29 protein-coding genes and 1 pseudogene are annotated in these 25,538 nt (G+C 71.4%); 14 read left to right on the top strand and 16 right to left on the bottom strand.

Translation table 11 applies throughout. The features are described from left to right. Positions 1–255 precede the first annotated feature (255 nt). Positions 256–1,722, top strand: coding sequence for a PAS domain-containing sensor histidine kinase (locus tag ACZ4NT_RS09935; protein ID WP_121406431.1), 1,467 nt, complete (start codon positions 256–258; stop codon positions 1,720–1,722). Positions 1,723–1,995: 273 nt separating this feature from the next. Here ACZ4NT_RS09935 and ACZ4NT_RS09940 read toward each other — a convergent pair whose 3' ends face one another. Then, positions 1,996–2,253 carry a WhiB family transcriptional regulator gene (locus tag ACZ4NT_RS09940; RefSeq protein ID WP_003992873.1) on the bottom strand — a complete coding sequence of 86 codons (258 nt, stop codon included), beginning with the start codon at positions 2,251–2,253 and terminating at the stop codon, positions 1,996–1,998. A gap of 319 nt (positions 2,254–2,572) precedes the next feature. Continuing rightward, positions 2,573–3,541: a diacylglycerol kinase family protein gene (locus ACZ4NT_RS09945; protein ID WP_121405903.1), complete on the bottom strand. Its 969-nt coding sequence runs from the start codon at positions 3,539–3,541 to the stop codon at positions 2,573–2,575. Positions 3,542–3,712: 171 nt separating this feature from the next. On the opposite strand from ACZ4NT_RS09945, the gene ACZ4NT_RS09950 reads away from it, so the two are divergent. Next, on the top strand, positions 3,713–4,162 hold the full coding sequence (locus ACZ4NT_RS09950) for a hypothetical protein (RefSeq protein WP_121405904.1): 450 nt from the start codon (positions 3,713–3,715) through the stop codon (positions 4,160–4,162). 38 nt (positions 4,163–4,200) lie between these two features. On the opposite strand, the gene ACZ4NT_RS09955 is transcribed toward ACZ4NT_RS09950, so the two are convergent. The 3 genes from ACZ4NT_RS09955 to ACZ4NT_RS09965 form a co-directional block, all read right to left on the bottom strand. Then, complete coding sequence (locus tag ACZ4NT_RS09955) at positions 4,201–5,298, bottom strand: RNA polymerase sigma factor SigF (protein WP_121405905.1); 1,098 nt, start codon at positions 5,296–5,298, stop codon at positions 4,201–4,203. Continuing rightward, complete coding sequence (locus ACZ4NT_RS09960) at positions 5,295–5,708, bottom strand: ATP-binding protein (protein WP_121405906.1); 414 nt, start codon at positions 5,706–5,708, stop codon at positions 5,295–5,297. Before ACZ4NT_RS09960 ends, ACZ4NT_RS09955 begins: the two co-directional genes overlap by 4 nt. A 258-nt stretch (positions 5,709–5,966) precedes the next feature. After that, positions 5,967–6,227, bottom strand: coding sequence for a UBP-type zinc finger domain-containing protein (locus tag ACZ4NT_RS09965; RefSeq protein ID WP_121405907.1), 261 nt, complete (start codon positions 6,225–6,227; stop codon positions 5,967–5,969). Positions 6,228–6,289: 62 nt separating this feature from the next. Here ACZ4NT_RS09965 and ACZ4NT_RS09970 point away from each other — a divergent pair, with 62 nt between their 5' ends. Beyond that, a complete protein-coding gene (locus ACZ4NT_RS09970) occupies positions 6,290–7,885 on the top strand; it encodes a Na+/H+ antiporter (protein WP_121405908.1) in 1,596 nt (531 codons plus the stop codon). Positions 7,886–7,912: 27 nt separating this feature from the next. On the opposite strand, the gene ACZ4NT_RS09975 is transcribed toward ACZ4NT_RS09970, so the two are convergent. Both ACZ4NT_RS09975 and ACZ4NT_RS09980 read right to left on the bottom strand, forming a co-directional pair. Then, positions 7,913–8,857 carry a 1-aminocyclopropane-1-carboxylate deaminase/D-cysteine desulfhydrase gene (locus ACZ4NT_RS09975; RefSeq protein ID WP_467724585.1) on the bottom strand — a complete coding sequence of 315 codons (945 nt, stop codon included), beginning with the start codon at positions 8,855–8,857 and terminating at the stop codon, positions 7,913–7,915. A gap of 54 nt (positions 8,858–8,911) precedes the next feature. Continuing rightward, positions 8,912–9,502 (bottom strand): peptidoglycan recognition protein family protein, encoded by a 591-nt coding sequence (locus ACZ4NT_RS09980; protein WP_183117002.1) that lies wholly within the window; start codon positions 9,500–9,502, stop codon positions 8,912–8,914. A 462-nt stretch (positions 9,503–9,964) separates the two neighbouring features. On the opposite strand from ACZ4NT_RS09980, the gene ACZ4NT_RS09985 reads away from it, so the two are divergent. The 3 genes from ACZ4NT_RS09985 (at position 9,965) to ACZ4NT_RS09995 (ending at position 13,575) form a co-directional block, all read left to right on the top strand. Continuing rightward, complete coding sequence (locus ACZ4NT_RS09985; RefSeq protein ID WP_121405911.1) at positions 9,965–11,371, top strand: family 2B encapsulin nanocompartment shell protein; 1,407 nt, start codon at positions 9,965–9,967, stop codon at positions 11,369–11,371. A 115-nt stretch (positions 11,372–11,486) separates the two neighbouring features. Next, the gene (locus tag ACZ4NT_RS09990) at positions 11,487–12,626 is read left to right on the top strand and encodes a family 2 encapsulin nanocompartment cargo protein polyprenyl transferase (protein WP_467724588.1); all 1,140 of its coding nucleotides are present in this window, start codon (positions 11,487–11,489) and stop codon (positions 12,624–12,626) included. 352 nt (positions 12,627–12,978) lie between these two features. Continuing rightward, entirely contained in the window at positions 12,979–13,575 is a 597-nt protein-coding gene (locus ACZ4NT_RS09995; RefSeq protein WP_467724590.1) for a GNAT family N-acetyltransferase, read from the top strand. 162 nt (positions 13,576–13,737) lie between these two features. Here the strand turns inward: ACZ4NT_RS09995 and ACZ4NT_RS10000 are convergent, their stop codons facing one another. Further along, a complete protein-coding gene (locus ACZ4NT_RS10000) occupies positions 13,738–14,328 on the bottom strand; it encodes a TetR/AcrR family transcriptional regulator (protein ID WP_467724592.1) in 591 nt (196 codons plus the stop codon). A 133-nt stretch (positions 14,329–14,461) separates the two neighbouring features. Here ACZ4NT_RS10000 and ACZ4NT_RS10005 point away from each other — a divergent pair, with 133 nt between their 5' ends. The 6 genes and pseudogenes from ACZ4NT_RS10005 to ACZ4NT_RS10030 all read left to right on the top strand — a co-directional run bounded on the left by ACZ4NT_RS10005 (position 14,462) and on the right by ACZ4NT_RS10030 (position 18,402). Beyond that, positions 14,462–15,049 (top strand): dihydrofolate reductase family protein, encoded by a 588-nt coding sequence (locus ACZ4NT_RS10005; protein ID WP_467724594.1) that lies wholly within the window; start codon positions 14,462–14,464, stop codon positions 15,047–15,049. A 26-nt stretch (positions 15,050–15,075) separates the two neighbouring features. Next, positions 15,076–15,285, top strand: a complete 210-nt coding sequence (locus ACZ4NT_RS10010) for a hypothetical protein (RefSeq protein ID WP_467724595.1) — start codon at positions 15,076–15,078, stop codon at positions 15,283–15,285. A 110-nt stretch (positions 15,286–15,395) separates the two neighbouring features. Beyond that, a complete protein-coding gene (locus ACZ4NT_RS10015) occupies positions 15,396–15,809 on the top strand; it encodes a YciI family protein (RefSeq protein WP_121405917.1) in 414 nt (137 codons plus the stop codon). Further along, the gene (locus ACZ4NT_RS10020) at positions 15,806–17,044 is read left to right on the top strand and encodes an RNA polymerase sigma factor (protein ID WP_467724597.1); all 1,239 of its coding nucleotides are present in this window, start codon (positions 15,806–15,808) and stop codon (positions 17,042–17,044) included. Before ACZ4NT_RS10015 ends, ACZ4NT_RS10020 begins: the two co-directional genes overlap by 4 nt. A gap of 9 nt (positions 17,045–17,053) precedes the next feature. Beyond that, positions 17,054–17,374, top strand: a pseudogene (locus tag ACZ4NT_RS10025) (DUF952 domain-containing protein); the annotation flags it as partial. Between the two features lie 524 nt (positions 17,375–17,898). Further along, positions 17,899–18,402, top strand: a complete 504-nt coding sequence (locus ACZ4NT_RS10030) for a GNAT family N-acetyltransferase (RefSeq protein ID WP_467724599.1) — start codon at positions 17,899–17,901, stop codon at positions 18,400–18,402. Here ACZ4NT_RS10030 and ACZ4NT_RS10035 read toward each other — a convergent pair. From ACZ4NT_RS10035 to sodN, 4 genes are all read right to left on the bottom strand, one after another. After that, positions 18,342–19,097, bottom strand: coding sequence for a VOC family protein (locus ACZ4NT_RS10035; RefSeq protein WP_467724601.1), 756 nt, complete (start codon positions 19,095–19,097; stop codon positions 18,342–18,344). The two genes, ACZ4NT_RS10030 and ACZ4NT_RS10035, sit on opposite strands and share 61 nt — an antisense overlap. A gap of 90 nt (positions 19,098–19,187) precedes the next feature. Next, on the bottom strand, positions 19,188–19,604 hold the full coding sequence (locus ACZ4NT_RS10040) for a VOC family protein (RefSeq protein ID WP_467724602.1): 417 nt from the start codon (positions 19,602–19,604) through the stop codon (positions 19,188–19,190). A 9-nt stretch (positions 19,605–19,613) separates the two neighbouring features. Next, positions 19,614–20,036 (bottom strand): helix-turn-helix transcriptional regulator, encoded by a 423-nt coding sequence (locus tag ACZ4NT_RS10045; RefSeq protein WP_467724832.1) that lies wholly within the window; start codon positions 20,034–20,036, stop codon positions 19,614–19,616. A 194-nt stretch (positions 20,037–20,230) separates the two neighbouring features. Further along, the gene (gene sodN / locus ACZ4NT_RS10050; protein ID WP_121405924.1) at positions 20,231–20,626 is read right to left on the bottom strand and encodes a superoxide dismutase, Ni; all 396 of its coding nucleotides are present in this window, start codon (positions 20,624–20,626) and stop codon (positions 20,231–20,233) included. A 145-nt stretch (positions 20,627–20,771) separates the two neighbouring features. Between sodN and sodX the strand changes: the two genes are divergently transcribed. Then, positions 20,772–21,206 (top strand): nickel-type superoxide dismutase maturation protease, encoded by a 435-nt coding sequence (gene sodX / locus ACZ4NT_RS10055; RefSeq protein ID WP_467724834.1) that lies wholly within the window; start codon positions 20,772–20,774, stop codon positions 21,204–21,206. Here the strand turns inward: sodX and ACZ4NT_RS10060 are convergent. Next, a complete protein-coding gene (locus tag ACZ4NT_RS10060) occupies positions 21,110–21,739 on the bottom strand; it encodes a CGNR zinc finger domain-containing protein (protein ID WP_121405925.1) in 630 nt (209 codons plus the stop codon). The genes sodX and ACZ4NT_RS10060 overlap by 97 nt on opposite strands. 100 nt (positions 21,740–21,839) lie before the next feature. Here ACZ4NT_RS10060 and ACZ4NT_RS10065 point away from each other — a divergent pair, with 100 nt between their 5' ends. Further along, positions 21,840–22,619: a class I SAM-dependent methyltransferase gene (locus ACZ4NT_RS10065; RefSeq protein ID WP_467724604.1), complete on the top strand. Its 780-nt coding sequence runs from the start codon at positions 21,840–21,842 to the stop codon at positions 22,617–22,619. Positions 22,620–22,714: 95 nt separating this feature from the next. On the opposite strand, the gene ACZ4NT_RS10070 is transcribed toward ACZ4NT_RS10065, so the two are convergent. The 3 genes from ACZ4NT_RS10070 to ACZ4NT_RS10080 are packed head-to-tail and all read right to left on the bottom strand — an operon-like array spanning position 22,715 to position 25,428. After that, the gene (locus ACZ4NT_RS10070) at positions 22,715–23,506 is read right to left on the bottom strand and encodes an amino acid ABC transporter ATP-binding protein (RefSeq protein WP_467724606.1); all 792 of its coding nucleotides are present in this window, start codon (positions 23,504–23,506) and stop codon (positions 22,715–22,717) included. Further along, positions 23,503–24,441, bottom strand: a complete 939-nt coding sequence (locus ACZ4NT_RS10075) for an amino acid ABC transporter permease (protein ID WP_121405927.1) — start codon at positions 24,439–24,441, stop codon at positions 23,503–23,505. The genes ACZ4NT_RS10070 and ACZ4NT_RS10075 overlap by 4 nt, the downstream gene beginning before the upstream one ends. 33 nt (positions 24,442–24,474) lie before the next feature. Beyond that, the gene (locus tag ACZ4NT_RS10080; protein WP_121405928.1) at positions 24,475–25,428 is read right to left on the bottom strand and encodes an ABC transporter substrate-binding protein; all 954 of its coding nucleotides are present in this window, start codon (positions 25,426–25,428) and stop codon (positions 24,475–24,477) included. Between the last annotated feature and the right edge of the window lie 110 nt (positions 25,429–25,538).

The raw sequence follows: 25,538 nt of genomic DNA on the forward strand, positions 1-25,538 counted from the left end.
AACCGGTGCTCTCTGCCCTGACTGCTCCGGCTCCTCTCCTTCGGCCGATCGGGACCGCACACCCCGTGGCCGTTGTTGCTCCGGGCTGCGGTGCCGGGAGGGTTGAGGGTCCCTCCCAGGCGCCGCGGCCCGCGGGTGTTTCCGGGGCCGGAGCGCCTCGGGCCGGGGCACCGGGCGCCGCGTGAGCGGGCCCGCACGGGTATGCGTTTTCGGGACCTGTCGTATACGCCGGGTACGCTCGCACACGTGCCCTCCATGAACGACCTCGTACGCCAGCACACGGCCCTCGGCGACTCCGACCTCGAGTGGCTGCACCTGCTGGTCTCGGAGTGGCAGCTGCTCTCCGACCTCTCCTTCGCCGACCTCGTCCTGTGGGTCCCCACCCGCGACGGCACGCGGTACGTCTCGGTCGCCCAGATGCGGCCCAACACCGGCCCGACGTCGTACCAGGACGACATGGTCGGCCACCTCGTGCCGCGCGGCCGCCGCCCCATGCTGGACGCCGCGCTCGACGAGGGCCGGATCGTGCGGGAGGGCGACCCCGAGTGGCGCGAGGAGGTCCCGGTGCGGGTGGAGTCCATCCCCGTGCGCAGGGAGGGCCGCGTACTGGGAGTGATCGCCCGCAACACCAACCTCCTCACCGTGCGTACGCCCAGCCGGCTGGAGCTCACCTATCTGCAGAGCGCCTCCGACCTCGCCCAGATGATCGCCGCCGGTTCCTTCCCGTTCCCGAACCAGCAGGTCGACATGGACGCCTCGCCGCGGGTGGGCGACGGACTGATCCGCCTGGACGCGGACGGCATCGTCCAGTACGCGTCCCCGAACGCCCTGTCCGCGTACCACCGGCTGGGCCTGGCCTCCGACCTGGTGGGTCACAACCTCGGCGTGACGACCGCGGAACTCGCCCCGTCCCGCGGCCCGGTGGACGAGGCGCTGGCCAAGGTCGCCAGCGGCTGGGCGCCCCGTGAGTTCGAGATCGAGAGCACCGACGGCGTCATCCAGCTGCGCGCGATCCCGCTCAAGCCCAAGGGCACCCGCGTCGGTTCGCTCGTCCTCCTGCGCGACGTCACCGAACTGCGTCGCCGCGAGCGCGAGTTGATCACCAAGGACGCCACCATCCGGGAGATCCACCACCGGGTGAAGAACAATCTGCAGACGGTGGCGGCGCTGTTGCGGCTCCAGGCCCGCCGCATCGGCTCCGAGGAGGGCCGCGAAGCGCTCGAGGAAGCCGTCCGCCGGGTCGGATCGATTGCGATCGTGCACGAGACGCTCTCGCAGAACCTGGACGAGCGGGTGGAGTTCGACGAGATCGCCGACCGGGTGCTGGCGATGGTCGCGGAGATCTCGCCCGGCAAGGTGGTCGGCCGGCGCACCGGCCGCTTCGGGATCCTGGACGCCGAGGTCGCGACGCCGCTGTCCATGGTGCTGACCGAAATCCTCCAGAACGCCCTGGAGCACGGCTTCCGCGAGGGCGACCGGGGCACCGTCGAGGTCTCGGCGGTCCGCGGGGGCACCAGCAAGGAGGCCCGCCTGCTGGTCACCGTGCAGGACGACGGCGTCGGCCTCCCGGACGGCTTCGACCCGCACAGCTCGGGCAATCTGGGCCTGCAGATCGTACGGACGCTGGTGGAGGGGGAGTTGGGCGGCACCTTCGACATGGTCCCGGCCCCGGAGCGCGGCACGCAGGTGATCCTGGATGTGCCGGTGCAGGCCAACAAGTAGGCCCGTACGGCATCTTCACCCGTCGCTTACGCGAAGAGCACACGCGTACGAGGGCTCCGGGCGCGGAGCGTGAGCGACCGGCGCGGCCCCTCGGTTCCGCAGACGGCCCCGGTCCGCGTGGCCGGCACAGCAGTGAGCCCCGGACCGTGGAACCGGTCCGGGGCTAAAGCTCGTTGCTATGCGCATCGGGGGTACTGCGCGCTGCGGCTCGATAGCGGGAGATGCGTACTCGCTGTACGCGCCGCCAAGCTCAGGCTCGTCGCGGGGTGGGTGTCAGGCGGAGGCCTGACGGGCCCGGTTGCGGGCGGCGCGGCGCTTCATGGCACGGCGCTCGTCCTCGCTGAGACCACCCCAGACGCCGGAGTCCTGGCCGGACTCAAGCGCCCACTGCAGGCACTGCTCGATAACCGGGCAGCGACGGCAGACGGCCTTGGCTTCCTCGATCTGCAGCAGCGCAGGACCGGTGTTGCCGATGGGGAAGAAGAGCTCGGGGTCTTCCTCGCGGCAAACGGCGTTGTGACGCCAGTCCATGGCTGCTACCTCTCCTTGGTATTACATGCAGATTGCTTGTGAATGTGAACGCTTTCACGAATCCCTCAACAAGTGAAGGGCCGAGCGTCAGACGGACTGACGTGGTCCTGTGGGTTGAGGAGGGGTTCGGACTCTCTGTGGGGGCCGATGTTGCGGGCCGCCCCGAGCGCCACGTAGAGACTCGCAAACCTCAGCGGCGGATACAACCCCTTCTGGAAAGTTTTTTTTGATTCCTCGGTGTCGACTAGGTCACAGCCGTACTTCCATGGGGTGGACCCTGGTCTAAACGTTCGAGTGAAAGGACTTTGGCCCCTTCCACTCACACAATCACACGCAGTGCACGGCGTACGCCTGTGAACGTCACGCTGGTTCGCAGCCCCAGGTGGTCGCCGTCCATCTGCAGGGGTAGCGGCACCTTCGAATGCAAGGTGAAGTCCGTCAAGTCGTGCAGGGACACGGCGTGCTTTCCCCGGGGGCCGCGCTCGGGGGACGAAGTGAGCAACTGGGTGGCATACCGGGCAACCGAGGCCGTGGACATGCGGCTGAGGCCGAGTACGTCGAGCCCGGTATCGAACGAGGCCTTAGGCGACGCGTACACCGGACGATTGCCGAGAAAAGTCCACGGCGAGGTATTGCAGATGATGGACAGCACGAGATCGGTCACCGGGTCGTGCCCGGGGCGCTCCAGTGTGATCGTCCCGTGCCTGCGGTGAGGTTCGTCCAGAAACTGCCGTAGCACCTGGCGCAGATACAGCGCGTGAGTGGAGCGCCGGCCCCGCTCGCGCTGCTGCTCGACGCGTCCGACCACTCCCGCGTCGAAGCCGAGTCCCGCGCAGAAGGTGAACCAGCGGGGCGGTGCCGCCTCGTCCTCGGTGCCCGGGGTGCCGGCGGCCAGGCCCAGCCCGACCGTGCGTTCCCGGTTCTCGCGCAGGGCGTCCAGCAGGGCGCCGGTCGCCTCGACCGCGTCGTTCGGCAGTCCCAAGGCGCGGGCGAAGACGTTGGTGGACCCGCCCGGCACCACCGCGAGGAGGGGGAGCCGGTCCGGATCGGGGCCGTGATGGAGCAGCCCGTTCACGACCTCGTTGACCGTGCCGTCGCCGCCGAGGGCCACGACCAGCTCGATGTCCTTGCTCTCCGCCGCCTGCCGGCCGAGGTCCCGGGCATGCCCGCGGTACTCGGTGGTGACCGCGTCGAGCTTCATCTCGCTGGCCAGTGCATGGATCAGTACGTCGCGTGTGCGCGCACTTGTAGTGGTTGCCGCCGGATTGACCACGAGAAGTGCACGCATGCGATGCAGCGTACCTACTGGGTGGTACTCGCCCCAGACCGAGGTGGGGATCCGGTGAGAGTCCGGGACGGCGGCGCGTGCCGGGGGCGGACCCCGGCAGGCGTGCGCCGGGGCGCCCGAGCGGGCACCCGGACCGGGGGGCGGCAGAGGGCCGCGGGCTACTCTTCAGGGGTGAGTCCTGAGCAGAAGCCCACCGTCGACGCCTCCACCGCCGGACCCCGCCCCGGGCGGCTGACCGCCGCCGCGGCGCTGGCCGCGCTGGAGGGTCTCGCGCTCCTCGTGGGCGGCGTCTACATCCTCGTCCTGGGCTTCACCGGCGACACCGACGACCGCCGACAGGCCGTCACCGGAGGCGTCACGCTGATCGTCCTCGCGCTGCTGCCACTGCTCGCCGCGCGCGGGCTGCTGCTGCGCCGCGGGTGGAGCCGGGGCCCCGCGGTGATCACCCAGATCATGGCGCTGCCGGTGGCCTACAACCTGCTCCAGGCGGACAGCATCGCCATCCCCGCCGGAATCGCCCTGGCGGTCGTCGCGGTCACGGCGCTGGTGCTGCTCGTGAACTCCGCGACGACCCGCGCGCTCGGAATCCGGGGCCCGGGCCACGCCGGGGACGAGAAGTGACCGGCGGCGCCGGGCGCCGCTGACCCACCGCTTCTCGGCTACTCCTCGACGAGGAGCTTCTCCCGGAGCTGGGCGAGGGTGCGGGCCAGCAGCCGCGAGACGTGCATCTGGGAGATGCCGACCTCCTGCGCGATCTGCGACTGGGTCATGTTGCCGAAGAAGCGGAGGAGCAGAATTCGCTTCTCCCGGGGCGGGAGGTCCTCCAGCAGCGGCTTGAGGGATTCGCGGTACTCGACGCCCTCCAGGGCCTCGTCCTCCGCGCCGAGGGTGTCCGCGACGGCCGGCGACTCGTCGTCCGTGTCCGGGACGTCGAGCGACAGCGTGGAGTACGCGTTGGCGGACTCCAGACCCTCCAGGACCTCCTCCTCCGAGATGGCCAGCTTCTCGGCCAGCTCGTGGACCGTGGGGGAGCGGCCGTGCTGCTGCGAGAGCTCGGCGGTCGCCGTGGTGAGCGCGAGGCGCAGCTCCTGCAGGCGGCGCGGCACCCGCACCGCCCAGCCCTTGTCACGGAAGTGGCGCTTGATCTCCCCGACGACCGTCGGGGTCGCGTACGTCGAGAACTCGACGCCGCGCTCCGGGTCGAAGCGGTCGACCGACTTGATCAGGCCGATGGTGGCGACCTGGGTCAGGTCGTCCAGCGGCTCACCGCGGTTGCGGAAGCGGCGCGCGAGGTGCTCGACGAGCGGCAGATGCATGCGGACCAGCTGATTGCGCAGCTCCGCGTACTCGGCGCTGCTGTCGCTCAGCTTGCGCAGCTCGATGAACATCAAGCGCGCCCCGCTGCGGTCCTGGGGGTCGTGCCGCGTGTGCTGGGCGCTCGGCCCGTGCTGCGCGCCCTGCACGCTCTGCTCCGCGTTTCGCTCGTGCTCGCTCATAGTCCCGCCCGTCACCATTCCCCGAGCTCTCGGCTCTTCCCCCAAGGTCTCGGCTGCGTCCGAACCGGGCGGCACCCCGGTCTGGGACGCCGGGGCCGCAGCCGGGGAGGACTCGTCCTCCGGATGTGGCCGGGCCTGCTCGGGGATGCCGTCGACGCCGTCCGCCAGGGGCCGCAGCCCGCCGGGGCCACGGGTGCCCTCGGTGGGAAGTTCCCGTGTGCCGCGCTTCTCGTCCCGCACCGGCCCGTCCCCGTTCCTCACGCCGGCCCGGGTCCGGCGCCGCGCTTCTTGTAGAGACTGATCGAAACGGTCTTGTCCTCGGCGACGGAGGAGTCGACCTGGCCCGCCAGGGCCGAGAGGACGGTCCAGGCGAAGGTGTCGCGCGACGGGGCGTGACCGTCCGTGGTCGGGGCCGAGACGGTGACCTCCAGGGAGTCGTCGACAAGACGGAAGACACAACTGAGAACCGAACCGGGGACGGCCTGCTGCAGCAGAATGGCGCAGGCCTCGTCGACCGCGATGCGCAGGTCCTCGATCTCGTCGAGGGTGAAGTCCAAACGCGCCGCGAGGCCGGCCGTGGCCGTACGCAGCACCGACAGGTAGGCACCCGCAGCCGGCAGCCGGACTTCGACGAAGTCCTGGGTCGCGGGCTCGCCTGCGATCTGGGACACCCTCACCTCCAAGGTGGTACAAGCTCTTTCAGGGGCCGAGGGTGACCCCCCGGAGTAACGCGATGACCGATACGTGGTTCAGCGGTGACGCTATCGCGCTCCCAAGTCCCTTGTCCCGGGGACCCCGCCCCCGTGCTGTCACTCATAGTAAGCCTATGAGTACGGACAGTGGCTAGGGGTCTGCGGCCCCAAATAGGAAGAGCGCGCGCCGGGTTGACGTACCCAGGCCTCAGACCGTCGAACCGTCCGGGTCCAGGGTCACACGAGTACGTGGTCGACGAAGCACCAACGCCAGTCCTCGCCGGCTTCGAGCGTACGCATCACCGGGTGGCCGCTCTCCTTGAAATGCTGCGTGGCGTGCTGCAGCGGGGAGGAGTCGCAGCAGCCCACATGGCCGCAGATCAGGCACTGGCGCAGCTGTACCGGGTGCGTGCCGGCGGCCAGGCACTCCGGACAGGTGTCGCTCAGGGCCGCGGGCTCGGGGTGCGGCAGCGCGTCGGCGTGCGTGCACTGTTTCATGATTGCCAGGTTACGACGGGTGTGCGGGAAGCCGCGCGGATTCCGAGGGCGGGCTGAGGACGATGGACGTTTTGCCACTGCTGTTGCTGGTGGCGTGCAGTGCGGCGGTGGCCGGGGCGGCCCGGCGCACCCCGGTGCCCGCACCGCTCCTGCTGGTCGCGGCGGGCCTCCTGATCTCGTATGTGCCCGGGGTGCCCGACTACACCCTCGACCCCGAGGTGGTGCTGCCGCTGCTGCTGCCTCCGCTGCTGTACACGGCCGCCGCGGACAGCTCCTACCTCGACCTGCGGGCACAGATGCGGCCCGTCGCGCTGCTGTCGGTCGGCTACGTCCTCTTCGCGACGATCGTCGTCGGCTACGCCGCCTACCTGATCGTGCCGGACCTGCCGCTCACCGCGGCGCTGGTGCTGGGCGCGGTGGTGGCTCCGCCGGACGCCGTCGCGGCCACCGCGGTGGCCCGCCGCGTGGGGCTGCCCTCCCGGATCACCACGATCCTGCAGGGCGAGTCCCTGGTGAACGACGCCACCGCGATCACCGCCTACAAGGTGGCGCTCGCCGCCGCGGTCGGGGAGGGCGCGACCTGGGCGGGCGGGCTGCGCGAGTTCCTGGTGGCCGCGGTCGGCGGTGTGGTGGTCGGGCTCGTCCTGATGGTGCCGCTGCACTGGCTGCGCACGCACCTCAAGGAGGCGCTGCTCCAGAACACCCTCTCCCTGCTGATCCCCTTCGTCGCGTACGGGGTCGCCGAGCAGGTGCACGCCTCCGGAGTGCTCGCCGTGGTGGTCGTCGCGCTCTATCTGGGGCACCGCTCCTGGGAGGTCGACTTCGCCACCCGGCTCCAGGAGGAGGCCGTGTGGAAGATGGTCGCCTTCGTCCTGGAGTCGGCCGTGTTCGCCCTCATCGGCCTGCAGCTGCCCGTCGTGCTGAAGGGACTCGGCGCGTACGAGGGGGGCAGCGCCGCCTGGTACGCCGTGGCCCTCTTCCTGGTGGTGGTCGTCGCCCGGTTCGTGTGGGTGTATCCGGCGACCTTCCTGCCGCGGGTGATCTCCGCGCGCATCCGGGGACGCGAGGAGAACCCCACCTGGAAGGGGCCGTTCGTGATCGCCTGGGCCGGGATGCGCGGCGTGGTCTCGCTCGCCATCGCCTTCTCGATCCCGCTGACCCTGCACGACGGCGAGGACTTCCCCGAGCGCAACCTCATCCTCTTCCTCACCTTCACCACGGTCATCGGGACGCTGGTCGTCCAGGGGCTCACGCTGCCCCCGCTGATCCGGGTGCTGAAGCTGCCGGGACGGGACCAGCAGGCCGAGACGCTCGCCGAGGCCAACGCCCAGGCGCAGGCGTCGCGGGCCGCCGAGAAGCGGCTCGACGACCTCCTCACCGACGAGCGCAACGCCCTTCCCGGCCCGCTCGCCGACCGGCTGCGCACCGTCCTCGAACGGCGCCGCAACGCCGTCTGGGAGCGGCTCGGGGCGGTCAACCCGGTGACCGGGGAGACCCACGACGACACCTACCGCCGTCTCTCCCGGGAGATGATCGGCGCCGAACGCGAGGTCTTCGTGAAGCTGCGGGACCTGCGCTACATCGACGACGAGATGCTGCGGACGCTGCTGCGGCGGCTGGACCTGGAGGAGGCCGCCGCCTACCGGGAGACGCAGTGAGGAGTGCCGGGGAGGTTCCCGCGGCGGTCAGCCGAGCGGGGTGCCCGTGATCACGGCGGCCACGGTCGTCCCGCGCGGGAAGGCGCCCTCGTCCGCGAGGGCGACAAGTCCGTACAGCATCTTGGCGACATAGAGACGCTCCACGGGCAGGCCGTGGCGCTGCTCGAAGTCCTCCGCGAAACGGTCGAGGCCGGGGGTGGTGCGGGCGTATCCGCCGCAGTGGAAGCGGTCGTCCAGGGACCACTCGCCGCGGGGGCCGCCGAAGGCCTGCTGCTGGAGGGCCCGTATGTCGTCGCCCAGGAACCCGCCTTTGAGGACCGGTATGCCCAGGGCGCGTACGCCCGGGGCCAGTCCCGCGGTCAGGCCGGCCAGCGTGCCGCCGGTGCCGCAGGCGACGGCGACCACGTCGGCCCGGTCTCCGAGTTCCGTCCCGAGCTGCCGGCAGCCGCGTACGGCGGGGGAGTTGCTGCCTCCCTCGGGCACGACGTACGCGTCCCGGGCGCCGGCCTCCCGCAGTATCCGGGCGAGCGTCTCCGGCTCGGCCTTGCGGCGGTACGTCGATCTGTCGACGAAGTGCAGTCGCATCCCGTCGGCGGCGCACCGGGCGAGCGAGGGGTTGAGGGGGCGCCCGGCCAGTTCCTGGCCGCGGACCACCCCGCGGGTGGGCAGGCCCAGGAGGCGCCCCGCCGCGGCGGTCGCGCGCAGATGGTTCGAGTACGCGCCGCCGAAGGTGAGCACCGTGCGGCCCGCGGCGGCCGACAGGTTCGGGGCGAGCTTGCGCCACTTGTTGCCGATCAGCTCCGGGTGGATCAGATCGTCCCGCTTCAGCAGCAGCCGTACGCCGTGCCGCTCGAAGCGCCCGTCCCGGACCTCCTGCAGAGGCGACGGCAGCCGCGGCCGCAGCCCGGCGGGGGCGGACGCCTCGGTGCTGTCGGGTCGGTCGGAGCTGGTCACCCCGTCATTGTCGGACATGTGTCCGGGGTGGCGCCCGTGGGCCGGACCGTCCGCGGACATCCGGCGCAGGCGTCACTTCAGCCGGTCGCGGACCCGTTCGCGCATCGACGCCATGGTGAACCCGCGCGGATCCACCTTGCCCGGCTGCCACTCCCGATGGCCGACGACGGAGCGCTCCGTCCAGCCGTGGTGACGGCAGACGGCGGCCGCGACCCGTTCGATGGCGTCGAGCTGCGCCTCCGGCCAGGGATCCTCGCCGTCGCCGAGGTTCTCGCACTCGAAGCCGTAGAAGTGGCGGTTGCCGTCGGTGTTCGCCTCGTTGTCCGGCGGCAGGGCCTTCTCGGCGATCACGGCACGCAGGACGTCGTCGTCGCCGAGCCCCGCGTGGTTGGCGCGTCCGTATCCGACGAGGTGGACGACGCCGTCCTTGGTGATGACCCCGTGGCACAGGGGCCCCGGCAGATCCGGGTGGCCGACGCGGCAGATGTCCACCGTGCGCGCGCTGCCCGACGTCACGGTGTGATGGATCATCACGCCGTGGACGGGCCCCCACGGGCCCTTGTGGTTGCGGTTGTGGTGCCTCCAGTCGCCGACCTCGACGACGGTCACGCCTTCCGCCCTGAGCCGGTTCAGCAGGCTCCCGGCGGACATGGGTGGGGCCACGGCTGCCCCCTTCGCTGCGCGACGACCGCCCGTCGCGACCGCCTCATACGGGTGCTTTTACCCACAACCGGTTGGCCGGGACCAGCCGTTCGCACAGCGTGCGAGCCGAACCGGTCAGCGGTGCGCGGCGGTGAGGACCAGGTGTGATCGGCCCTGAACGCCGTCGACCGTCCGGCGAACCGACTCGGCCGGAACGCGTCCTCGGCTGACGCTTTCCCGATGCCCCGCGAGCCACGGTGGCGGTCGCTGAGCCCCGGGAACCGCCCTTGCGCCGCTCCGGGCGGGAGCGGACCGGCCGGGCACCGGCGGTTGGCCGAATCCAAGAGTTCCCCTGCCGCGCGATGCGCCGTATGCCCCACCGGAGCAAGGTCCATTCCCGCTCATTCGTGTAATAGCACCAACACGTTCCGTGATGGAAGGGTTGTCCTCGCAGATCAGTGCACGACTGGGAGGGCAATTTTCATGTCGGTAGGCGAAGAGGTCCGCGCAGGTCAGGACAGGCCGCAGCAGAGTCTCGGCACATCGGCCGCGCGGAACCTGGCCACCACCACCAAGTCCGCACCGCAGATGCAGGAGATCAGCTCACGGTGGCTGCTGCGCATGCTGCCGTGGGTGAACGTCCAGGGCGGTACGTACCGGGTGAACCGCCGCCTGAGCTACTCGGTGGGCGACGGCCGCGTGACGTTCGTCAAGACCGGGGACCAGGTGCGGGTCATCCCGGCGGAGCTGGGCGAACTGCCCATCCTGCGGACGTTCACGGACGAGGAGGTCCTCGGCGAGCTCGCCACCCGGTGCCGGCAGCGGGAGTTCGAGCCGGGTGCGGTCCTCACCGAGTTCGGCAGTCCGGCCGACGGGGTGTTCCTCCTCGCGCACGGCAGGGTGGAGAAGATCGGCACCGGACCGTACGGCGACGACGCCGTCCTCGGGAACCTGGCGGACGGCGCGTACTTCGGGGAGCAGGCGCTCGTCGACCCGGACGCCATCTGGGAGTACACGGCACGCGCCGTCACCGCCTGCACCGTGCTCTTCCTGTCGCGCTCGGACCTCGAGCAGGTGGCGGAGCGCTCCGAGTCGCTCAGCGGGCACCTCCAGGAGATGCGCTCCATCCCCGCCCAGCGGACCAACAAGTACGGCGAGAAGGAGATCGACCTCTCGGCCGGCCACACCGGAGAGCCGGAGATCCCCGGCACCTTCGTGGACTACGAGTCCGCACCCCGCGAGTACGAACTGAGCATCGCCCAGACCGTGCTGCGCCTGCATTCGCGCGTGGCCGACCTGTACAACCAGCCGATGAACCAGACGGAACAGCAACTGAGGCTGACCGTCGAGGCGTTGAAGGAGCGCCAGGAGCACGAGCTCATCAACAACCGCGAGTTCGGACTGCTCAACAACTGCGAGTACGACCAGCGGCTCCAGCCGCACGACGGCGTCCCCGGCCCCGACGACCTCGACGAGCTGCTCAGCCGCCGGCGCGGCACCAAGCTGCTGCTCGCCCATCCGCGCGCGATCTCCGCGATCGGCCGTGAGCTCAACAAGCGGGGACTCGTCCCGGAGACCGTGGAGATGGCGGGCAACCGCATCCCGACCTGGCGCGGAGTCCCGATCTTCCCGTGCAACAAGATCCCCGTCAGCGACGCCCGCACGACCTCGATCATCGCCATGCGTACCGGCGAGGCCGAGCAGGGCGTCATCGGACTCCAGCAGTCCGGCATCCCGGACGAGATCGAGCCGAGCCTGTCGGTGCGCTTCATGGGCATCAACGACCAGGCGATCATCTCCTACCTGGTGACCGCCTACTACTCGGCGGCGGTACTCGTGCCCGACGCCCTCGGCATCCTGGAGAACGTCGAGATCGGCCGCTGGCGGTGACCTCGGCGCGCACGGGACGCCGTGTCCCCGCCCCGCCGGGCGGGTACACCCAGGGGGTACGCGCCCCGTGGCAGTGCGGAACGGCCGCCGGCCGCCGAATCTCCGAGGCGATCCCATGGGTGAGTTGATGACGGAGACGCAGAGTCCGACCGAGACCCTCGAAAGGCACCGCCCCATCGACAGGCAAGGGCCGCCTCCCGCTCCACCCGCCGCGAGCACGGAGCCGCCGGGCCCGCTCGACGGCCAGGAGGCGGCCGGCATTCTGGAGCGCGCCCGGGCGTCGGTCGACCCCGAGCTGCGCAACGCGATCGAGTCGCTGCCCGGCGCCATGCGCAGGACCGCGCTCTACCACTTCGGCTGGGAACACGCGGACGGCACTCCGGCGGCGGGCAACGCGGGCAAGGCCATCCGGCCGGCGCTCGTGCTGACCGCGGCCCGGGCGCTCGGCGGCAAGGACACGGCGGCGGTACGGGCGGCCGCCGCCGTGGAGCTGATCCACAACTTCTCGCTGCTGCACGACGACGTCATGGACCGGGACACCACGCGCAGGCACCGGCCCACCGCGTGGACGGTGTTCGGCGACGCGGACGCGATCCTCGCCGGGGACGCGCTCCAGGCGCTGGCGCTGCGGCTGCTCGCCGAGGATCCGCATCCCGCGTCCTCGGCGGCCGCCGCCCGGCTCGCGGACTGCGTGATCGAACTGTGCGAGGGGCAGCACGCCGACACGGCCATGGAGCGGCGCGGGCCCGCCGAGATCTCCCTGGAGGAGTGCCTCGCCATGGCCGAGGCCAAGACCGGCGCGCTGCTCGGCTGCGCCTGTGCGCTGGGCGGGCTGTACGCGGGCGCGGACGAGGAGGACGTCGAGGCACTGGACGCGTTCGGCCGCGAGGCCGGGCTCGCGTTCCAGCTGATCGACGACGTGATCGGGATCTGGGGGGATCCGAGCCGCACCGGCAAGCCGGCCGGTGCGGACCTCGTCGCCCGCAAGAAGTCGCTGCCGGTGGTGGCCGCGCTGACCTCGGGCACCCCGGCCGCGGCCGAGCTGGCCGCGCTGTACTCCGCTCCGTACACGGAAGGGGATCTGGAGCGCACGGTACTGGCCGTCGAGCGGGCGGGGGGCCGCGACTGGGCACAGGAGGAGGCGGCGGACCGGATGGCCCGGGCGATGCAGGAGCTGTCCCGGGCGGTGCCGGAGCCGGAGGCGGCGGGAGGACTGCTGGCTCTGGCCGAGTTCGTCACCCGGCGGACCACCTGAGAGCCCCGGCCGCCCTCGGAACGACCGCCTTCCGCGGGCCGCTCCGGCGGTGATTCGGTCGACCTTTGCCGGTCGCCCCCGGCGGTGACGTGGTCGACCTTCACAGGCCGCCGGCTCCCCGGCGGTGAGTCGACCGACCGGGAACCGCCCCGGCGGCGCCGCGGCCGACCCGCGATCAGGACCCCGGAGTCACCGGGCCCGTATGGCACCTGACCCCCGTACGGGCCCGGGGCCCGGCCGGGACGGGCCCCGCGCATCCCGGGGTGCGCGGGGCCCGCGCCATGCCGCGCGCACGCGGGCTCTAGGCTGAACCGCCTTACGGTCGGCGGTTGTTGAGGCAAAGGGGCGGGGCATGGGCGTGGCCATCAGGACGGCGGACGAAGGCGACCGGGAGCTGGTCGTACGGCTGCTCGACGAGGCGTTCCGGGACGACCCGGTGAGCGGCTGGATATTCCCGGACGAGGAGCATCGCCGCCGTACGCACCCCGCGCTGATGGCGGCCTTCCTCGACATCGTGCTCGCCGAGGGCCGGGTGGACGTCACCGAGGACGGCACGGCGTGCGCGCTGTGGCTGTCCGTGCCCGCCGGCGAGCAGCACGCGGACGAGGGCGACGGTGCCGCCCGGCTGCGCGAGGCCGTCGATCCGGCCAACGAACGCGTCGAACTCGTGGGCCGTCTGACGAACGAGGCACACCCGGCCGACCGTGCCCACGCGTATCTGTGGATGATCGCCGTGGCGCCCGGGCGGCAGGGCGAGGGGCTGGGCTCCGCGCTGATGCAGCCGGTGCTGGACCGCTGTGACCGGGAGGGCCTGCCCGCCTACCTGGAGGCGAGCAGCGCCCGCAGCCGCGCCCTGTACGAGCGGCTCGGGTTCGCCTTCAGCGGCCGTGCGGTCGAGCTGCCGGACGGCCCCCTCATGTGGCCGATGTGGCGGGAGCCGCAGAGCTGACGACGCGGTACGGAGAGGGCCCCGCCCGTCGGACCCGGCCCCGGGCGCCGGCCCGACCGCGGCCCCCCCCCCGGGGCGCCGGCCCGACCGCGGCCTCCCGGGCTCCGGCCCGACCGCGGCCCCCCGGGCGCCGGCCCCCTCACTCCGCGGGCGCCGGCCCCCTCACTCCGTGGGCACGATGGTCGCCACGATCCGCTCGACGAGGGCGTCCGGGACACTCACATCGGGCAGGACGCCGTCCAGCACTCCGGGCAGCGTCAGATGCTCCAGGAGCAGCCCGATCATGGCGAGGTAGAGCACCGTGACCGTCTCGTCGCCGCCGGGCAGCCCGGCCTCCTTGTGGAACCGCATGCCCTCCATGAGGTCTGCGCGCACCGACCGGGTGAACGAGTCGCGCAGCGCCGGACGGCGGGTGGCCTCCAGCCGCATCTCGAAAAGGGCGAGGTACCCCGTGCGGTCGCCGGTCGCCCGGGCCATCAGGTCGCGCATGAATGCCAGGACCAGAGCCCGGTCCTTCGGCCCGGTCAGCAGCTCGGCCAGCTTCACCGGGTCGGGTGCGAGGCGCTGGTGGATGCGGGCGTCGACCTGGTTCAGCAGGTCGTCGCGGTCGGTGAAGTAGTTCGACGAGGTGCCGGTCGGGACGGCGGCCTCGGCGTCCACCGCGCGGAACGTCAGCCCGCGCGCGCCCTCGCGGGCCAGTACCTCGACGGCCGCGTCGACCAGGGCGGCTCTGCGCTCCGGGTTCCTTGCCATACGGGTTCCTCCGGAAATCCCTTGCAACCACTACAGATGAAGCACTATAACTGCAGTGGTTAAGTCGGGCACCCCGCCCGGCGAGGCCGCCCGCCGCGGCCGTCACGGACCCCGCCTACGGAAAGGCACCCGCTTGCGCAAGCTCACGTACTTCATCGCCTGCTCGATCGACGGCTTCATCGGAGCCCCCGACGGCGACGCCCAGTTCTTCGTCCCGTTCGTCGACGAGGAGTTCCTGGAGGACTTCCTGAAGGCGGAGTACCCGGAGACCCTCCCCACCCACGGCCGCCGGGCGCTCGGCGTCGACGACCTCGCGAACCGCAGGTTCGACACGGTCGTGCAGGGCCGGGCCAGCTACGACCTGGCGCTCGACCTGGGCGTCACCAGCCCCTACGCCCACCTGCGCGAGTACGTCGCCTCGCGCAGCCTCGGCACGTCACCCGACCCGCACGTCGAGATCGTCGCGGAAGACGTCGTCGGCAGGGTCCGCGCGCTCAAGGCGGAGGACGGCGAGTTCGGGATCTATCTGTGCGGCGGCGCGCAGCTCGCCGGGGAACTCCTCGGCGAGGTGGACGAACTCGTGATCAAGACCTATCCGGTGGTGCTGGGCTCGGGCATGCCGATGTTCCGGTCCGGGTTCGGGATCACCGAGTTCACCCTGGACGAGGTGCGCACGTTCGGCAACGGGGTGCTGGTGCGGACGTACAGCAGGAAGCGCTGACCCTCCTTTCGTCCTAGGCTGAAGGCATGGGCACCGATGGACATGTCTGCTCCGCCTGCGGGCAGCCGGTCGCCACGATCGTGCGGCGCCACAAGACCCTGGGAGCCTGGGTCCCCACCTGGGTGGCCGGTCCCTGCCGGAATCCCAAGTGCGAGACGTACCTCGACGAGTCCGAGTCCGAGTCCGAGCAGGAGCCCGGACCGGCACCGGAGGAGCCCGTTTCCGGGAAATCCTGAAGAACCGCGCGCCGCCGTGTAGAGATCCCGGTCCCGGCCCCGACGTCCCCTGTGAGAGGCCGCCCCCATCCGGGCGGCGGCCCCGAACGGGACGCAGAAGGAGCGGACTCATGAAGTACCTGGTGATGGTGCAGGGCACGCAGGCGGACTACGAGGCGATGCAGGGCAAGGCCTCCGAGGGGTCCCCGGCCTGGACCGAGCAGGAACTGCAGGCCATGTACGCGTACATGGGAGCGATCAGCGACGACCTGTCGGAGTCCGGTGAGCTGGTCGACGCCCAGGGACTGGTCGAGCCGGCCCGGACCCGGCTGGTCACCGCGGGCAAGGACGGCGAGCCGGTGATCACCGACGGACCGTACGGCGAGACCAAGGAAGTGATGGCCGGCTACTGGCTCGTGGACTGCGCGAGCCTCGACCGCGTCACCGAGATCGCCGCCCGCGTCACCCGGTGCCCGGGACCCGAGGGCGTCACCGAGTACCCGGTGGTGATCCGGCCCGTCGACAGCGGCGGCGGCGACGTGTGAACCGACCGGCGAGCGGACGGACCGAGGTCGAGGACCTGCTGCGCCGGCACGCGCCGCAGGTCCTCGGCGCGCTCGTCCGCCGCTACGGGCACTTCGGCAGCGCCGAGGACGCCGTCCAGGAGGCGCTGCTCGCGGCGGCCCGGCAGTGGCCGGAGTCCGGCCTCCCCGACAATCCCCGCGGCTGGCTGATCAAGGTGGCGTCGCGCCGCCTGACCGACATCCTGCGCACCGAGGAGGCCCGGCGGCTGCGCGAGGAGAAGGCGGCGGCGCTGACCCCGCGCGACGCGTTCACCGCGCCGGGGCCGGGGACCGGCCGGGCGCCGAGCGAGGACGACACCCTCACACTCCTCTTCCTCTGCTGTCACCCGGACCTGACTCCGCCCGCCCGGATCGCGCTCACCCTGCGGGCCGTCGGCGGACTCACCACGGCGGAGATCGCCCGGGCCCACCTCGTCCCCGAGGCCACCATGGCGCAGCGGATCAGCCGGGCGAAGCAGCAGGTGCGGGGAGTCCGCTTCGACCGCCCCGACAACTGGGCGGAGCGGCTCCCCGCGGTCCTGCACATCCTCTACCTCATCTTCAACGAGGGCTACACGGCGACCTCCGGGGCGGCCCTCCAGCGGTCCGAACTCGCGGGCGAGGCGATCCGGTTGACGCGCCGGGTGCACCGGCTGCTCCCCGAGCACGGCGAGGTGGCCGGCCTGCTGGCGCTGATGCTGCTCACCGACGCCCGGCGGGCCGCGCGGACCGGGCCGCACGGCGAACTGGTCCCGCTGGACGAACAGGACCGCGCCCTGTGGGACCGGGCGGAGATCGAGGAAGGCGTCGCCCTGGTGACGGCGGCGCTGGCACGGGGCCCGGCGGGGCCCTACCAGTTGCGTGCCGCCATCGCCGCCGTGCACGACGAGGCGTCGTCGTCGCGGACGACGGACTGGACCGAGATCCTCGGCCTCTACGACCTTCTGGTCCGGCTGGTCCCGGGCCCCGTCGAACGCCTCAACCGCGCGGTGGCCGTGGCCATGGTGCACGGGCCGCGCGCGGGCCTGGCCGAACTGGACCTGCTCAGCGGGGATCCGGCGGACGGGCACCGTCTCGACGCGGTGCGCGGGCATCTGCTGGAGCGTGCCGGTGACCCGGCGGGCGCCCGGGCCGCTTACGAAGCGGCCGCCCGCAAGACGCTCAGCCTGCCGGAGCAGAGCTACCTGCGCAGGCGGGCCGCGCGCCTGAAGCCGTAGCGTTGCGCCATGCCCGAACCCCTGTTGCACCTCACCGAGCGCCCCCTGTGGGACGCGGCCCGCGCCCGCGGCACGTACGAGATCTCCACCCGCGGCCGCACCCTCCGGGAGGAGGGCTTCATCCACTGCTCGCTGCGGCACCAACTCCCCACGGTGGCCTCCTTCCTGTACGGCTCCTACACCGGGCCCGACGAGCTGGTGGTCCTGGTGATCGACCCCGCCCGGCTCGGCGCCGAGGTGCGGCACGAGGCCCCCGAGCCCGGCGGCGAGCAGTTCCCGCACGTCTACGGGCCGATCCCGGTCGGCGCCGTCGTGGACGTCGAGACCTGGGACGCGGACGCGGCGCGCTCCGCCGGGCCGCCGGCGGCCGTGGACGTCATCGCGCTCGGCGCGCTCGCCGACGGCCACCACGCCCGTGCCGTAAGGGCGTTGGGGATCCGGGAGGCCGCGGGGCACCTCGTGAAGGCGTACGCCGTGGAGGCGCCCGGGCGGGTGGTCGGCGCCGATGACGAGTCGGCCGCGCTGCGGATCGCGGAGGAGCACCTGGCGCTCGGCGGGACCCGCGGCTCGCTGGGACTCGCCGTGCTGCTGGTGCACGCCGGAGGCGACGGGGACTACGTCCTCGTGCACACCTGGATCGAGGGGTACATGTCCGACCTCGCCGTCTTCACGGGACCGGTGGGCGAGCCCGCCCTCCTGCGGCCCGGCAGACAGGGGCTCGCCCCGTGCGTGTGGGAGGCGGCGGTGCTGGCGCACGAACGGGAGGCGTTCCGCCGTCACGTCCTCGACGGCGAGGGGCCGGTCGGGGAGCGGCTGACCGCGTGGCGCGCCGACGTCCTGACGGGGGCCGTGCGATGACCGGCACACCACGGGTGCGCCCCGCCGTCCGCGAGGACCTGGCGCAGGTGGCCCTGCTGGCTGCCGAGCACGCCGTCTACGAGCGGGCGGCGCCGCCGGCCCCCGGTCTGGCCGGACGGCTAGAAGGGCTCCTCTTCGGCACCGCCTCGCCGCGGCTGCGGTGCCTGGTGGCCGAGTCGGGCGACGGCGAGATCGTCGGATACGCCACCTGCGCCCCCGAGTTGTCCACCTGGGACGGCGCCGAGTACCTGCTCATGGACTGCCTGTTCCTGCGTGCGGGCCGGCGGGGCCAGGGACTCGGAGCGCTGCTGATGGAGGCGGTGCTCGCGCAGGCGCGGGCGCTCGGTCTGGACGAGGTCCAGTGGCAGACCCCCGCCTGGAACGAGGGGGCGATCCGCTTCTACGACCGGCTGGGCGCCGGCTCCTCGGAGAAGCGGCGCTACTCGCTGCCCACCGGCCGCCGTCCTCCCGTCTCCGGGTCACGGCCCGTCAGGCAGTAGGTGCCGCCCGCCGGGTCCCGCATGACCGTCCAGCCCGTCCCGCGGCCGACCGCGACGGCACCGAGCCGTTCGTGCCGGACCCGGACCGCCTCGACGTCCGAGCAGGCGACGTCGAGGTGGGCGGAGGTGGGGCGCTCGGTACCGAGACGCTGCAGCAGGATGCGCACGGGCAGCTCCGCGGGCGGCTCCACGACGTGGAACTCCGGAAGCGTGCCCGGGCGGGAGGTCCACCCGGTGAGGGCACTCCAGAAGGCGGTCTCGGCCGCGTACACGGACGGTGCGAGGTCCAGGCACACCTGGTCCAGCCGGCTGCCCGCACCGTCCGGGCCCTCGACGACCGGCGGCCGCTTCGACTCCCCGAGCCAGGGCACCGCGCACCACAACTGCCCGCCCGGCGAGCGCAGTACGGTCCACTCGCCGTGGTCCGCGACCACCTCGGCGCCCAGCTCCCGCGCCGTCGCCACCAGCGCGGGTACGTCCTCGACGGCGAGGTCGAGATGCGCGCCGCCGTCGCCCGCGTCGACGCCCTGCACCTTCACGCAGGCGTCGGCCCCGTCCGGCAGCAGGGTGAGGAACTCGCCCCGGGGCGCGGACGGGCGCGTGGCGGTGACCGCCGCCCAGAAGTCGCGGCCGGCATCGGCCCGCCCCTCGGGCCGGTCGACGAAGGCGTAGATCCACCGGATTGGTTCCGTCATGGCGTGCGCTCCCTCTCGGACGGTTCGTAAGCTCGTACCGTCTCCCGGGGAAATCCGGCCGCGCAACGGTGTTTCCGCCCGCGGCCCGGCTCAGCCCTTGCGGGGCTCGTTGAAGCGCAGCAGGTTGCCGGCCGGATCGCGGAAGGCGCAGTCCCGCACGCCGTAGGGCTGGTCCATCGGCTCCTGGATCACGTCGGCGCCGGAGGCACGGACGCGCTCGAACAGCGCGTCGCAGTCACCGGTGCGGAAGATGACCCCGCGCAGCACGCCCTTGGCGAGGAGTTCGGCCATCGCCTGCTTGTCGGCGGGGGAGGTGCTCGGGTCCGCGGCCGGCGGCTCCAGGACGATCTCCACATCCGGCTGGAGCGGGGAGCCGACGGTCACCCAGCGCATTCCCTCGAAGCCGACGTCGTTGCGCACCTCCAGACCCAGGACGTCGCGGTAGAACGCGAGCGCCTTGTCGTGGTCGTCGACGGCGATGAAGCACTGTGAGAGTTTCAGGTCCATGGCGTCACGCTAGAGCCGGGAGCCCGGTTCCGCCTCGGGATTGCGGTGCCGCGCCGGGCGGGTCAGCCGCTGCGCCACGCACGACGGGATCGGCGCCCCGTGGTCGTGCGGCCTGGCCCGGTACGCGCTCGGGGTCTCGCCGACCAGTTCGGTGAAGCGGGAGCTGAAGGAGCCGAGCGAGGTGCAGCCCACCGCGAAGCACACCTCCGTGACGCTCAGGTCGCCGCGCCGCAGCAGCGCCTTGGCCCGCTCGATGCGGCGGGTCATGAGGTAGGTGTACGGAGTCTCGCCGAAGGCGGCGCGGAAGCTGCGCTGGAAATGGCCCGGCGACATCAGCGCCGTGCGTGCGAGCTCGGCCACGTCCAGCGGTTGCGTGTATTCGCGGTCCATGCGGTCACGTGCCCGCCGCAGCCGCACCAGATCCTCCAGCATCACGCCCTCAGGATGGCACGGCACCGGCCGCGGCGGCCCGTCGCTGCACAAGCCCGCTGCACGGGCTCGCTGCGATGCCGTCGAAAGACCGCACCCGGCCCGCCTGGCCGCCGGGTGGGCGGCGTGCGGACCGGGTGCGGTCGAAGCAGACCGGGCGACGAAGAGGTCGCAGGGTCGAGGAGCGCGGCCCTGGATCAGGCCTTCTTGGTCTCCCAGAAGATCTTGTCGATCTGGGCGATGAAGTCCAGCGCCTTCTGGCCGGTGGCCGGGTCGGTCGACGCCTTGGCGGCCGAGAGGGCCTTCAGGGCGTCGTTGACCAGCTGGTGCAGCTCCGGGTACTTCTCGAAGTGCGGGGGCTTGAAGTAGTCGCTCCAGAGCACCGACACGTGGTGCTTCGCGAGCTCGGCGCGCTGCTCCTTGATGACGGTGGCGCGAGCCTGGAAGTGCGGGTCGTCGTTGCCGGCCATCTTCTCCTGGACGGCCTTCACCGACTCCGCCTCGATGCGGGCCTGGGCCGGGTCGTACACGCCGCAGGGCAGGTCGCAGTGCGCGCTGACCTTGACCTTGGGGGCAAACAGGCGGGAAAGCATTGAGCTGTCCTTCCTCGTGATCGTCTTCTCAGGTGGGACATTACTCCGTAGGAGACGGGATTTCGCGAGTGCCCCCATGGGCTTACGACAAAAGTCCGGGGTGAGACTGAGACTGGTGGAGGATCGGACCGGGGAGGTGCCGGTGATGCCGGAACTGTCGCAGGAGAGCGAGCACGGGAGGGCTCTGCTGCCCTTCGGGGTGGCCGAGGTGACGGGTCCGTCGATGGTGCCCACGCTCCACCACGGCGACCGCCTCGTCGTGCAGTACGGGGCGCGCGTGCGGCACGGAGACGTCGTCGTGCTGCGCCATCCGTTCCAGCAGGACCTGCTCGTCGTCAAGCGCGCGGTCGAGCGGCGCGAGGGCGGCTGGTGGGTGCTCGGCGACAACGCCTTCGCCGGCGGGGACAGCACCGACTACGGCACCGTGCCCGAGGACCTCGTGCTGGGGCGGGTGCGGGCGCGCTACCGGCCGCTCCGCGACGGTCAGCGGTCGCCGTTCGCGCTCGTCCGCTGGGCGCTCTCCGCCGCCAGGCCCGTGCTCTCCGGCCGGTCCGCCTCCAGGCGCTTGCGGGCGCGGTAGGCGGCGACGTTGGCCCGGGTGGCGCAGCGGTCGGAGCAGTAGCGCCGGGAGCGGTTGGTCGAGGTGTCCAGGTAGGCGTTGCGGCAGGGTGCGGCCTCGCAGAGGCCGAGGCGGTCGACGCCGTACTCGGTGAGGTGGAACGCCAGCCCCATCGCGGCGATCGCCGCGTAGCCCGCGGTCACGTTCGACGGGTGGTCCGCGAGGTGCATGTGCCACAGCGGGCGTCCGTTGTCGTCGCGGTAGTCGTGGCCCGAGATCTGCGGGCTCACCGGGAACTCCAGGAGCAGCGAGTTCAGCAGGTCCACGGCGAGGGTCTCGTCACCGGTGTCCGCCGCCTCGAAGACCGCGCGCAGCCGGCCGCGGACCGACCGGAAGCGGGTGACGTCCGCGTCCGTGGCGCGCCGGGCGGCCGACGCGTTGCCGGCGAAGAGGTCGCGGATGGCCTCGACCGAGGTGAGCGCGTCCTTGCCCCGGGCCGGCTCCTCGCTGTTGACGAGGCGTACCGCGTAGTCCGAGTAATAGGCCAGTTCCACTTGTAGTCCTTACTGGGGCGCTCTATCGTCGTGGCTGCGGTCGGGTAACAGATGACGGTGGTTACAGGGTATTACGCAGTGGAGCGGAGAGGGAGCTGCCATGACGAGCGCGACCGGAACGGACGGCACGACGGCCGGAACGGACTGGCAGGCCTGGCAGCGGAGCTGGGACCGGCAGCAGGAGTGGTACATGCCGGACCGGGAGGAGCGCTTCCGCGTGATGCTCGACATGGTGGAGGCCCTCGTCGGCACAGCGCCCCGCGTCCTCGACCTCGCCTGCGGCACGGGCACCGTCACCGCCCGGCTGCTGGACCGGTTCCCGGACGCCCGCAGTACCGGCGTCGACCTGGACCCCGCCCTGCTCACCATCGCCCGGGGCACGTTCGGCGGGGACGAGCGGGTCGCCTTCGTCGAGGCGGACCTGAAGGACCCCGCCTGGACGGCGGCCCTGCCGGACGGGTCGTACGACGCCGTCCTGACCGCGACGGCCCTGCACTGGCTGCACTGCGAGCCCCTCGCGGTCCTCTACGGCCAGATCGCGGAACTCGTCCGCGACGGCGGTGTCTTCATGAACGCCGACCACATGATCGACGAGACGACGCCGCGGATCAACGCGGCGGACCGCGCCCGGCGGCACGCCCGCATGGACCGGGCCAGGCGGGACGGCGCCCTCGACTGGGCGCAGTGGTGGGAGCTGGCGGCCGGGGACCCCGTCCTCGCCGGACCGACCGCCCGCCGCTTCGAGATCTACGGCGAGCACGCCGACGGGGAGACACCGTCCGCCGACTGGCATGCGCGCGTGCTGCGGGAGAAGGGCTTCGCGGAGGCGCGACCGGTGTGGCGTTCGCCGTCCGACGCGCTGGTCCTCGCGCTGAAGTAGGCCCCCGGCGGGGCCGCCCTCAGGGCGCGCGGAAGGGGCGGTACGGAGAGTTCCGTACCGCCCCTTTCACCGGTCGACCGGTCCGCGTGGAGCGGTCAGAGCACCTTCGACAGGAAGGACTGCGTCCGCTCCTGCTGCGGGTTCGTCAGGACGTCGCGCGGGTTGCCGGACTCGACCACCACACCGCCGTCCATGAAGACCAGCGAGTCGCCGACCTCCCGGGCGAAGCCCATCTCGTGCGTGACGACGACCATGGTCATGCCGGACTCGGCCAGGTCGCGCATGACGTCGAGGACGTCGCCGACCAGCTCCGGGTCGAGCGCCGACGTCGGCTCGTCGAAGAGCATCAGCTTCGGGTCCATCGCCAGCGCACGGGCGATGGCGACACGCTGCTGCTGGCCGCCGGACAGCTGCGACGGGTAGTTGCCCGCCTTGTCCGCGAGCCCGACGCGCTCCAGCAGCTGGCCCGCGCGTTCCCGCGCCTGGGCCCTGCTGACGCCCTTGACCTGGACCGGCGCCTCCATGACGTTCTCCAGCGCCGTCATGTGCGGGAACAGGTTGAAGCGCTGGAAGACCATGCCGATGTCCCGGCGCTTCAGTGCGACCTCGCTGTCCTTCAGCTCGTACAGCTTGTCGCCCTTCTGGCGGTAGCCGACCAGCTCCCCGTCGACGTACAACCGCCCGGCGTTGACCTTCTCCAGGTGGTTGATGCACCGCAGGAAGGTCGACTTGCCGGAGCCGGAGGGACCGATGAGGCAGAAGACCTCGCCGGACTTCACCTCCAGGTCGATGCCCTTGAGGACTTCCACCGGGCCGAAGGACTTGTGGACACCCTCGGACTTCACCATCGGCGTGGTGGCGTCCGTCTTGGTCACGTTGGCGGTCATGCCGCGCCTCCCTTCGGGCGGCCCAGCGACGAGATGTTGGCCTTGATCTTCTGGAACGGTGTGTCGGGCAGGCTGCGGCTGGAGCCGCGTGCGTAGTACCGCTCGACGTAGTACTGCCCGATGCTGAGGACCGAGGTCATGATCAGGTACCAGGCGGCGGCCAGGAAGAGCATCTCCACCGGGGCGCCCGAGGTCTGGCCGATGTCCTGGGCGTACCGGAAGAGCTCCGGATACTGGACCACCGACACCAGCGAGGTGGTCTTCAGCATGTTGATGACCTCGTTGCCCGTCGGCGGCACGATCACGCGCATCGCCTGCGGGATCACGATCCGGCGCAGCGTCTTGTTGTGGCTCATGCCGAGTGCGTGCGAGGCCTCGGTCTGGCCCTCGTCGACCGAGAGCAGACCGGCGCGGCAGATCTCCGCCATGTACGCGGCCTCGTTCAGGCCCAGGCCCAGGAGCGCCGTCAGCAGCGGCGTCATGAAGCTGGACCAGTAGTCCTTGTAGATCGGACCGAGGTTGATGTACTCGAAGACCAGGCCCAGGTTGAACCAGATGATGAGCTGGACCAGGACCGGGGTGCCGCGGAAGAACCAGATGTAGAACCACGCGATGGACGACGTCACCGGGTTCTTCGACAGCCGCATCACGGCCAGCATGATGCCGCCGACGATGCCGATCACCATGGACAGCACCGTCAGCAGGAGCGTCTTGCCGACGCCCGTGAGGATGCGGTCGTCGAAGAAGTAGTCCGGTACGGCGTTCCAGTTGATCTTGCCTTGACCGAACGCGTAGATGATCGAGACGAAGATCGCGATCGCGATGACGGCCGAGACGTACCGCCCGTAGTGCCGGACCGGGATGGCCTTGATGGCTTCCGGTCCGGCCGGGGGAGTGTCCTCGGGGCCCGTCGTTTTGTCGATGTCAACAGTCACGGATGTTGCCTTTCAGCGCCGCTGGAGTCGCGGTCACTTGCCGCCGTTGATCTCGGCCGACTTCACCGCTCCGGCGTCGACGCCCCACTTGGAGATGACCTTGTCGTACGAGCCGTCCTTGATGATCGCGTCGAGCGCGGCCTGGAGAGCGTCCCGCAGCTGCGTGTTGCCCTTGGCCACCGCAATGCCGTACGGAGCGGCCTCGACCTGGTCGCCGACGATCTCGAAGTCCTTGCCGCCGCCCGAGGTCTTCACCGCGTACGCGGCCACCGGGAAGTCGGAGGAACCGGCGTCGGCACCGCCGGCGCGCAGCCGGGTCTGGGCCTGCTGGTCGTTGTCGTAGGCCTCGATGGTGATCTTCTTGCCACCGGTGCACTTCTTGGACTCGGCCTTGGCGAGGTCCTCGGAGACCGTGCCGCGCTGCAGGGCGATCTTCTTGCCGCACAGGTCGGACCAGGTCTTGATGCCCTGGGTCTTGCCCTTGGGCGTGTAGATGGAGACACCGGCGGTGAAGTAGTCGATGAAGTCGACGCCCTCGCCGACCTTCTTGCCGGTGTCGGAGTCGATGCCCTCCTGACGGTCCTTGGTGTCCGTCATGGCCGACATCGCCATGTCGTAGCGCTTGGAGCGCAGACCGGTGAGCAGGGTGTCGAACGTGCCGTTCTCGAACACGAACTTCACGCCGAGCTGCTTGCCCAGAGCGTCGGCGAGGTCGGGGTCGATGCCCACGGTCTTGCCGGAGTCGTCCTTGAACTCGACCGGCGCGTACGCGATGTCCGAGCCGACCTTGATCTCGCCCTTGTCGCGGATGGCCTTGGGGAGCTTGTCAGCCAGCGGGGCGGTGCTGGTGTTCGTGCTTTCCGACCCCTTGTCCTTGGTCTGGTCACCGCAGCCGGTGAGCAGCAGGGCGCCGGCGACCGCGATCGCACCGACCGCTGCTATCCGGGACCGGGCGGCGGGGGTACGACGGGTGGAGCTTGCGGTCATGGTGGGTTCCTCCGGCGGATGAGGGAGTTGCCGATGGGTCGACGAGAACACACACCTTCGAGTGTCGCGACCTCGTGTGATGACGGCATCTTGCCATTCGGACTTGCGCA

The organism is Streptomyces sp. NPDC026417, assembly GCF_055567695.1.

Coding starts and splice junctions, on each gene's coding strand:
- ACZ4NT_RS09935 (WP_121406431.1), top strand. CDS start 256: ATGAACGACCTCGTACGCCAGCACACGGCCCTCGGCGACTCCGACCTC.
- sodN (WP_121405924.1), bottom strand. CDS start 20,626: ATGCTTTCCCGCCTGTTTGCCCCCAAGGTCAAGGTCAGCGCGCACTGC.
- sodX (WP_467724834.1), top strand. CDS start 20,772: ATGCCGGAACTGTCGCAGGAGAGCGAGCACGGGAGGGCTCTGCTGCCC.
- ACZ4NT_RS09990 (WP_467724588.1), top strand. CDS start 11,487: ATGGGTGAGTTGATGACGGAGACGCAGAGTCCGACCGAGACCCTCGAA.
- ACZ4NT_RS10080 (WP_121405928.1), bottom strand. CDS start 25,428: ATGACCGCAAGCTCCACCCGTCGTACCCCCGCCGCCCGGTCCCGGATA.
- ACZ4NT_RS09985 (WP_121405911.1), top strand. CDS start 9,965: ATGTCGGTAGGCGAAGAGGTCCGCGCAGGTCAGGACAGGCCGCAGCAG.
- ACZ4NT_RS09975 (WP_467724585.1), bottom strand. CDS start 8,857: ATGTCCGACAATGACGGGGTGACCAGCTCCGACCGACCCGACAGCACC.
- ACZ4NT_RS09945 (WP_121405903.1), bottom strand. CDS start 3,541: ATGCGTGCACTTCTCGTGGTCAATCCGGCGGCAACCACTACAAGTGCG.
- ACZ4NT_RS09995 (WP_467724590.1), top strand. CDS start 12,979: ATGGGCGTGGCCATCAGGACGGCGGACGAAGGCGACCGGGAGCTGGTC.
- ACZ4NT_RS09940 (WP_003992873.1), bottom strand. CDS start 2,253: ATGGACTGGCGTCACAACGCCGTTTGCCGCGAGGAAGACCCCGAGCTC.
- ACZ4NT_RS09970 (WP_121405908.1), top strand. CDS start 6,290: ATGGACGTTTTGCCACTGCTGTTGCTGGTGGCGTGCAGTGCGGCGGTG.
- ACZ4NT_RS10000 (WP_467724592.1), bottom strand. CDS start 14,328: ATGGCAAGGAACCCGGAGCGCAGAGCCGCCCTGGTCGACGCGGCCGTC.
- ACZ4NT_RS10010 (WP_467724595.1), top strand. CDS start 15,076: ATGGGCACCGATGGACATGTCTGCTCCGCCTGCGGGCAGCCGGTCGCC.
- ACZ4NT_RS10040 (WP_467724602.1), bottom strand. CDS start 19,604: ATGGACCTGAAACTCTCACAGTGCTTCATCGCCGTCGACGACCACGAC.
- ACZ4NT_RS10015 (WP_121405917.1), top strand. CDS start 15,396: ATGAAGTACCTGGTGATGGTGCAGGGCACGCAGGCGGACTACGAGGCG.
- ACZ4NT_RS10045 (WP_467724832.1), bottom strand. CDS start 20,036: ATGCTGGAGGATCTGGTGCGGCTGCGGCGGGCACGTGACCGCATGGAC.
- ACZ4NT_RS10035 (WP_467724601.1), bottom strand. CDS start 19,097: ATGACGGAACCAATCCGGTGGATCTACGCCTTCGTCGACCGGCCCGAG.
- ACZ4NT_RS09965 (WP_121405907.1), bottom strand. CDS start 6,227: ATGAAACAGTGCACGCACGCCGACGCGCTGCCGCACCCCGAGCCCGCG.
- ACZ4NT_RS10030 (WP_467724599.1), top strand. CDS start 17,899: ATGACCGGCACACCACGGGTGCGCCCCGCCGTCCGCGAGGACCTGGCG.
- ACZ4NT_RS10070 (WP_467724606.1), bottom strand. CDS start 23,506: ATGACCGCCAACGTGACCAAGACGGACGCCACCACGCCGATGGTGAAG.
- ACZ4NT_RS10065 (WP_467724604.1), top strand. CDS start 21,840: ATGACGAGCGCGACCGGAACGGACGGCACGACGGCCGGAACGGACTGG.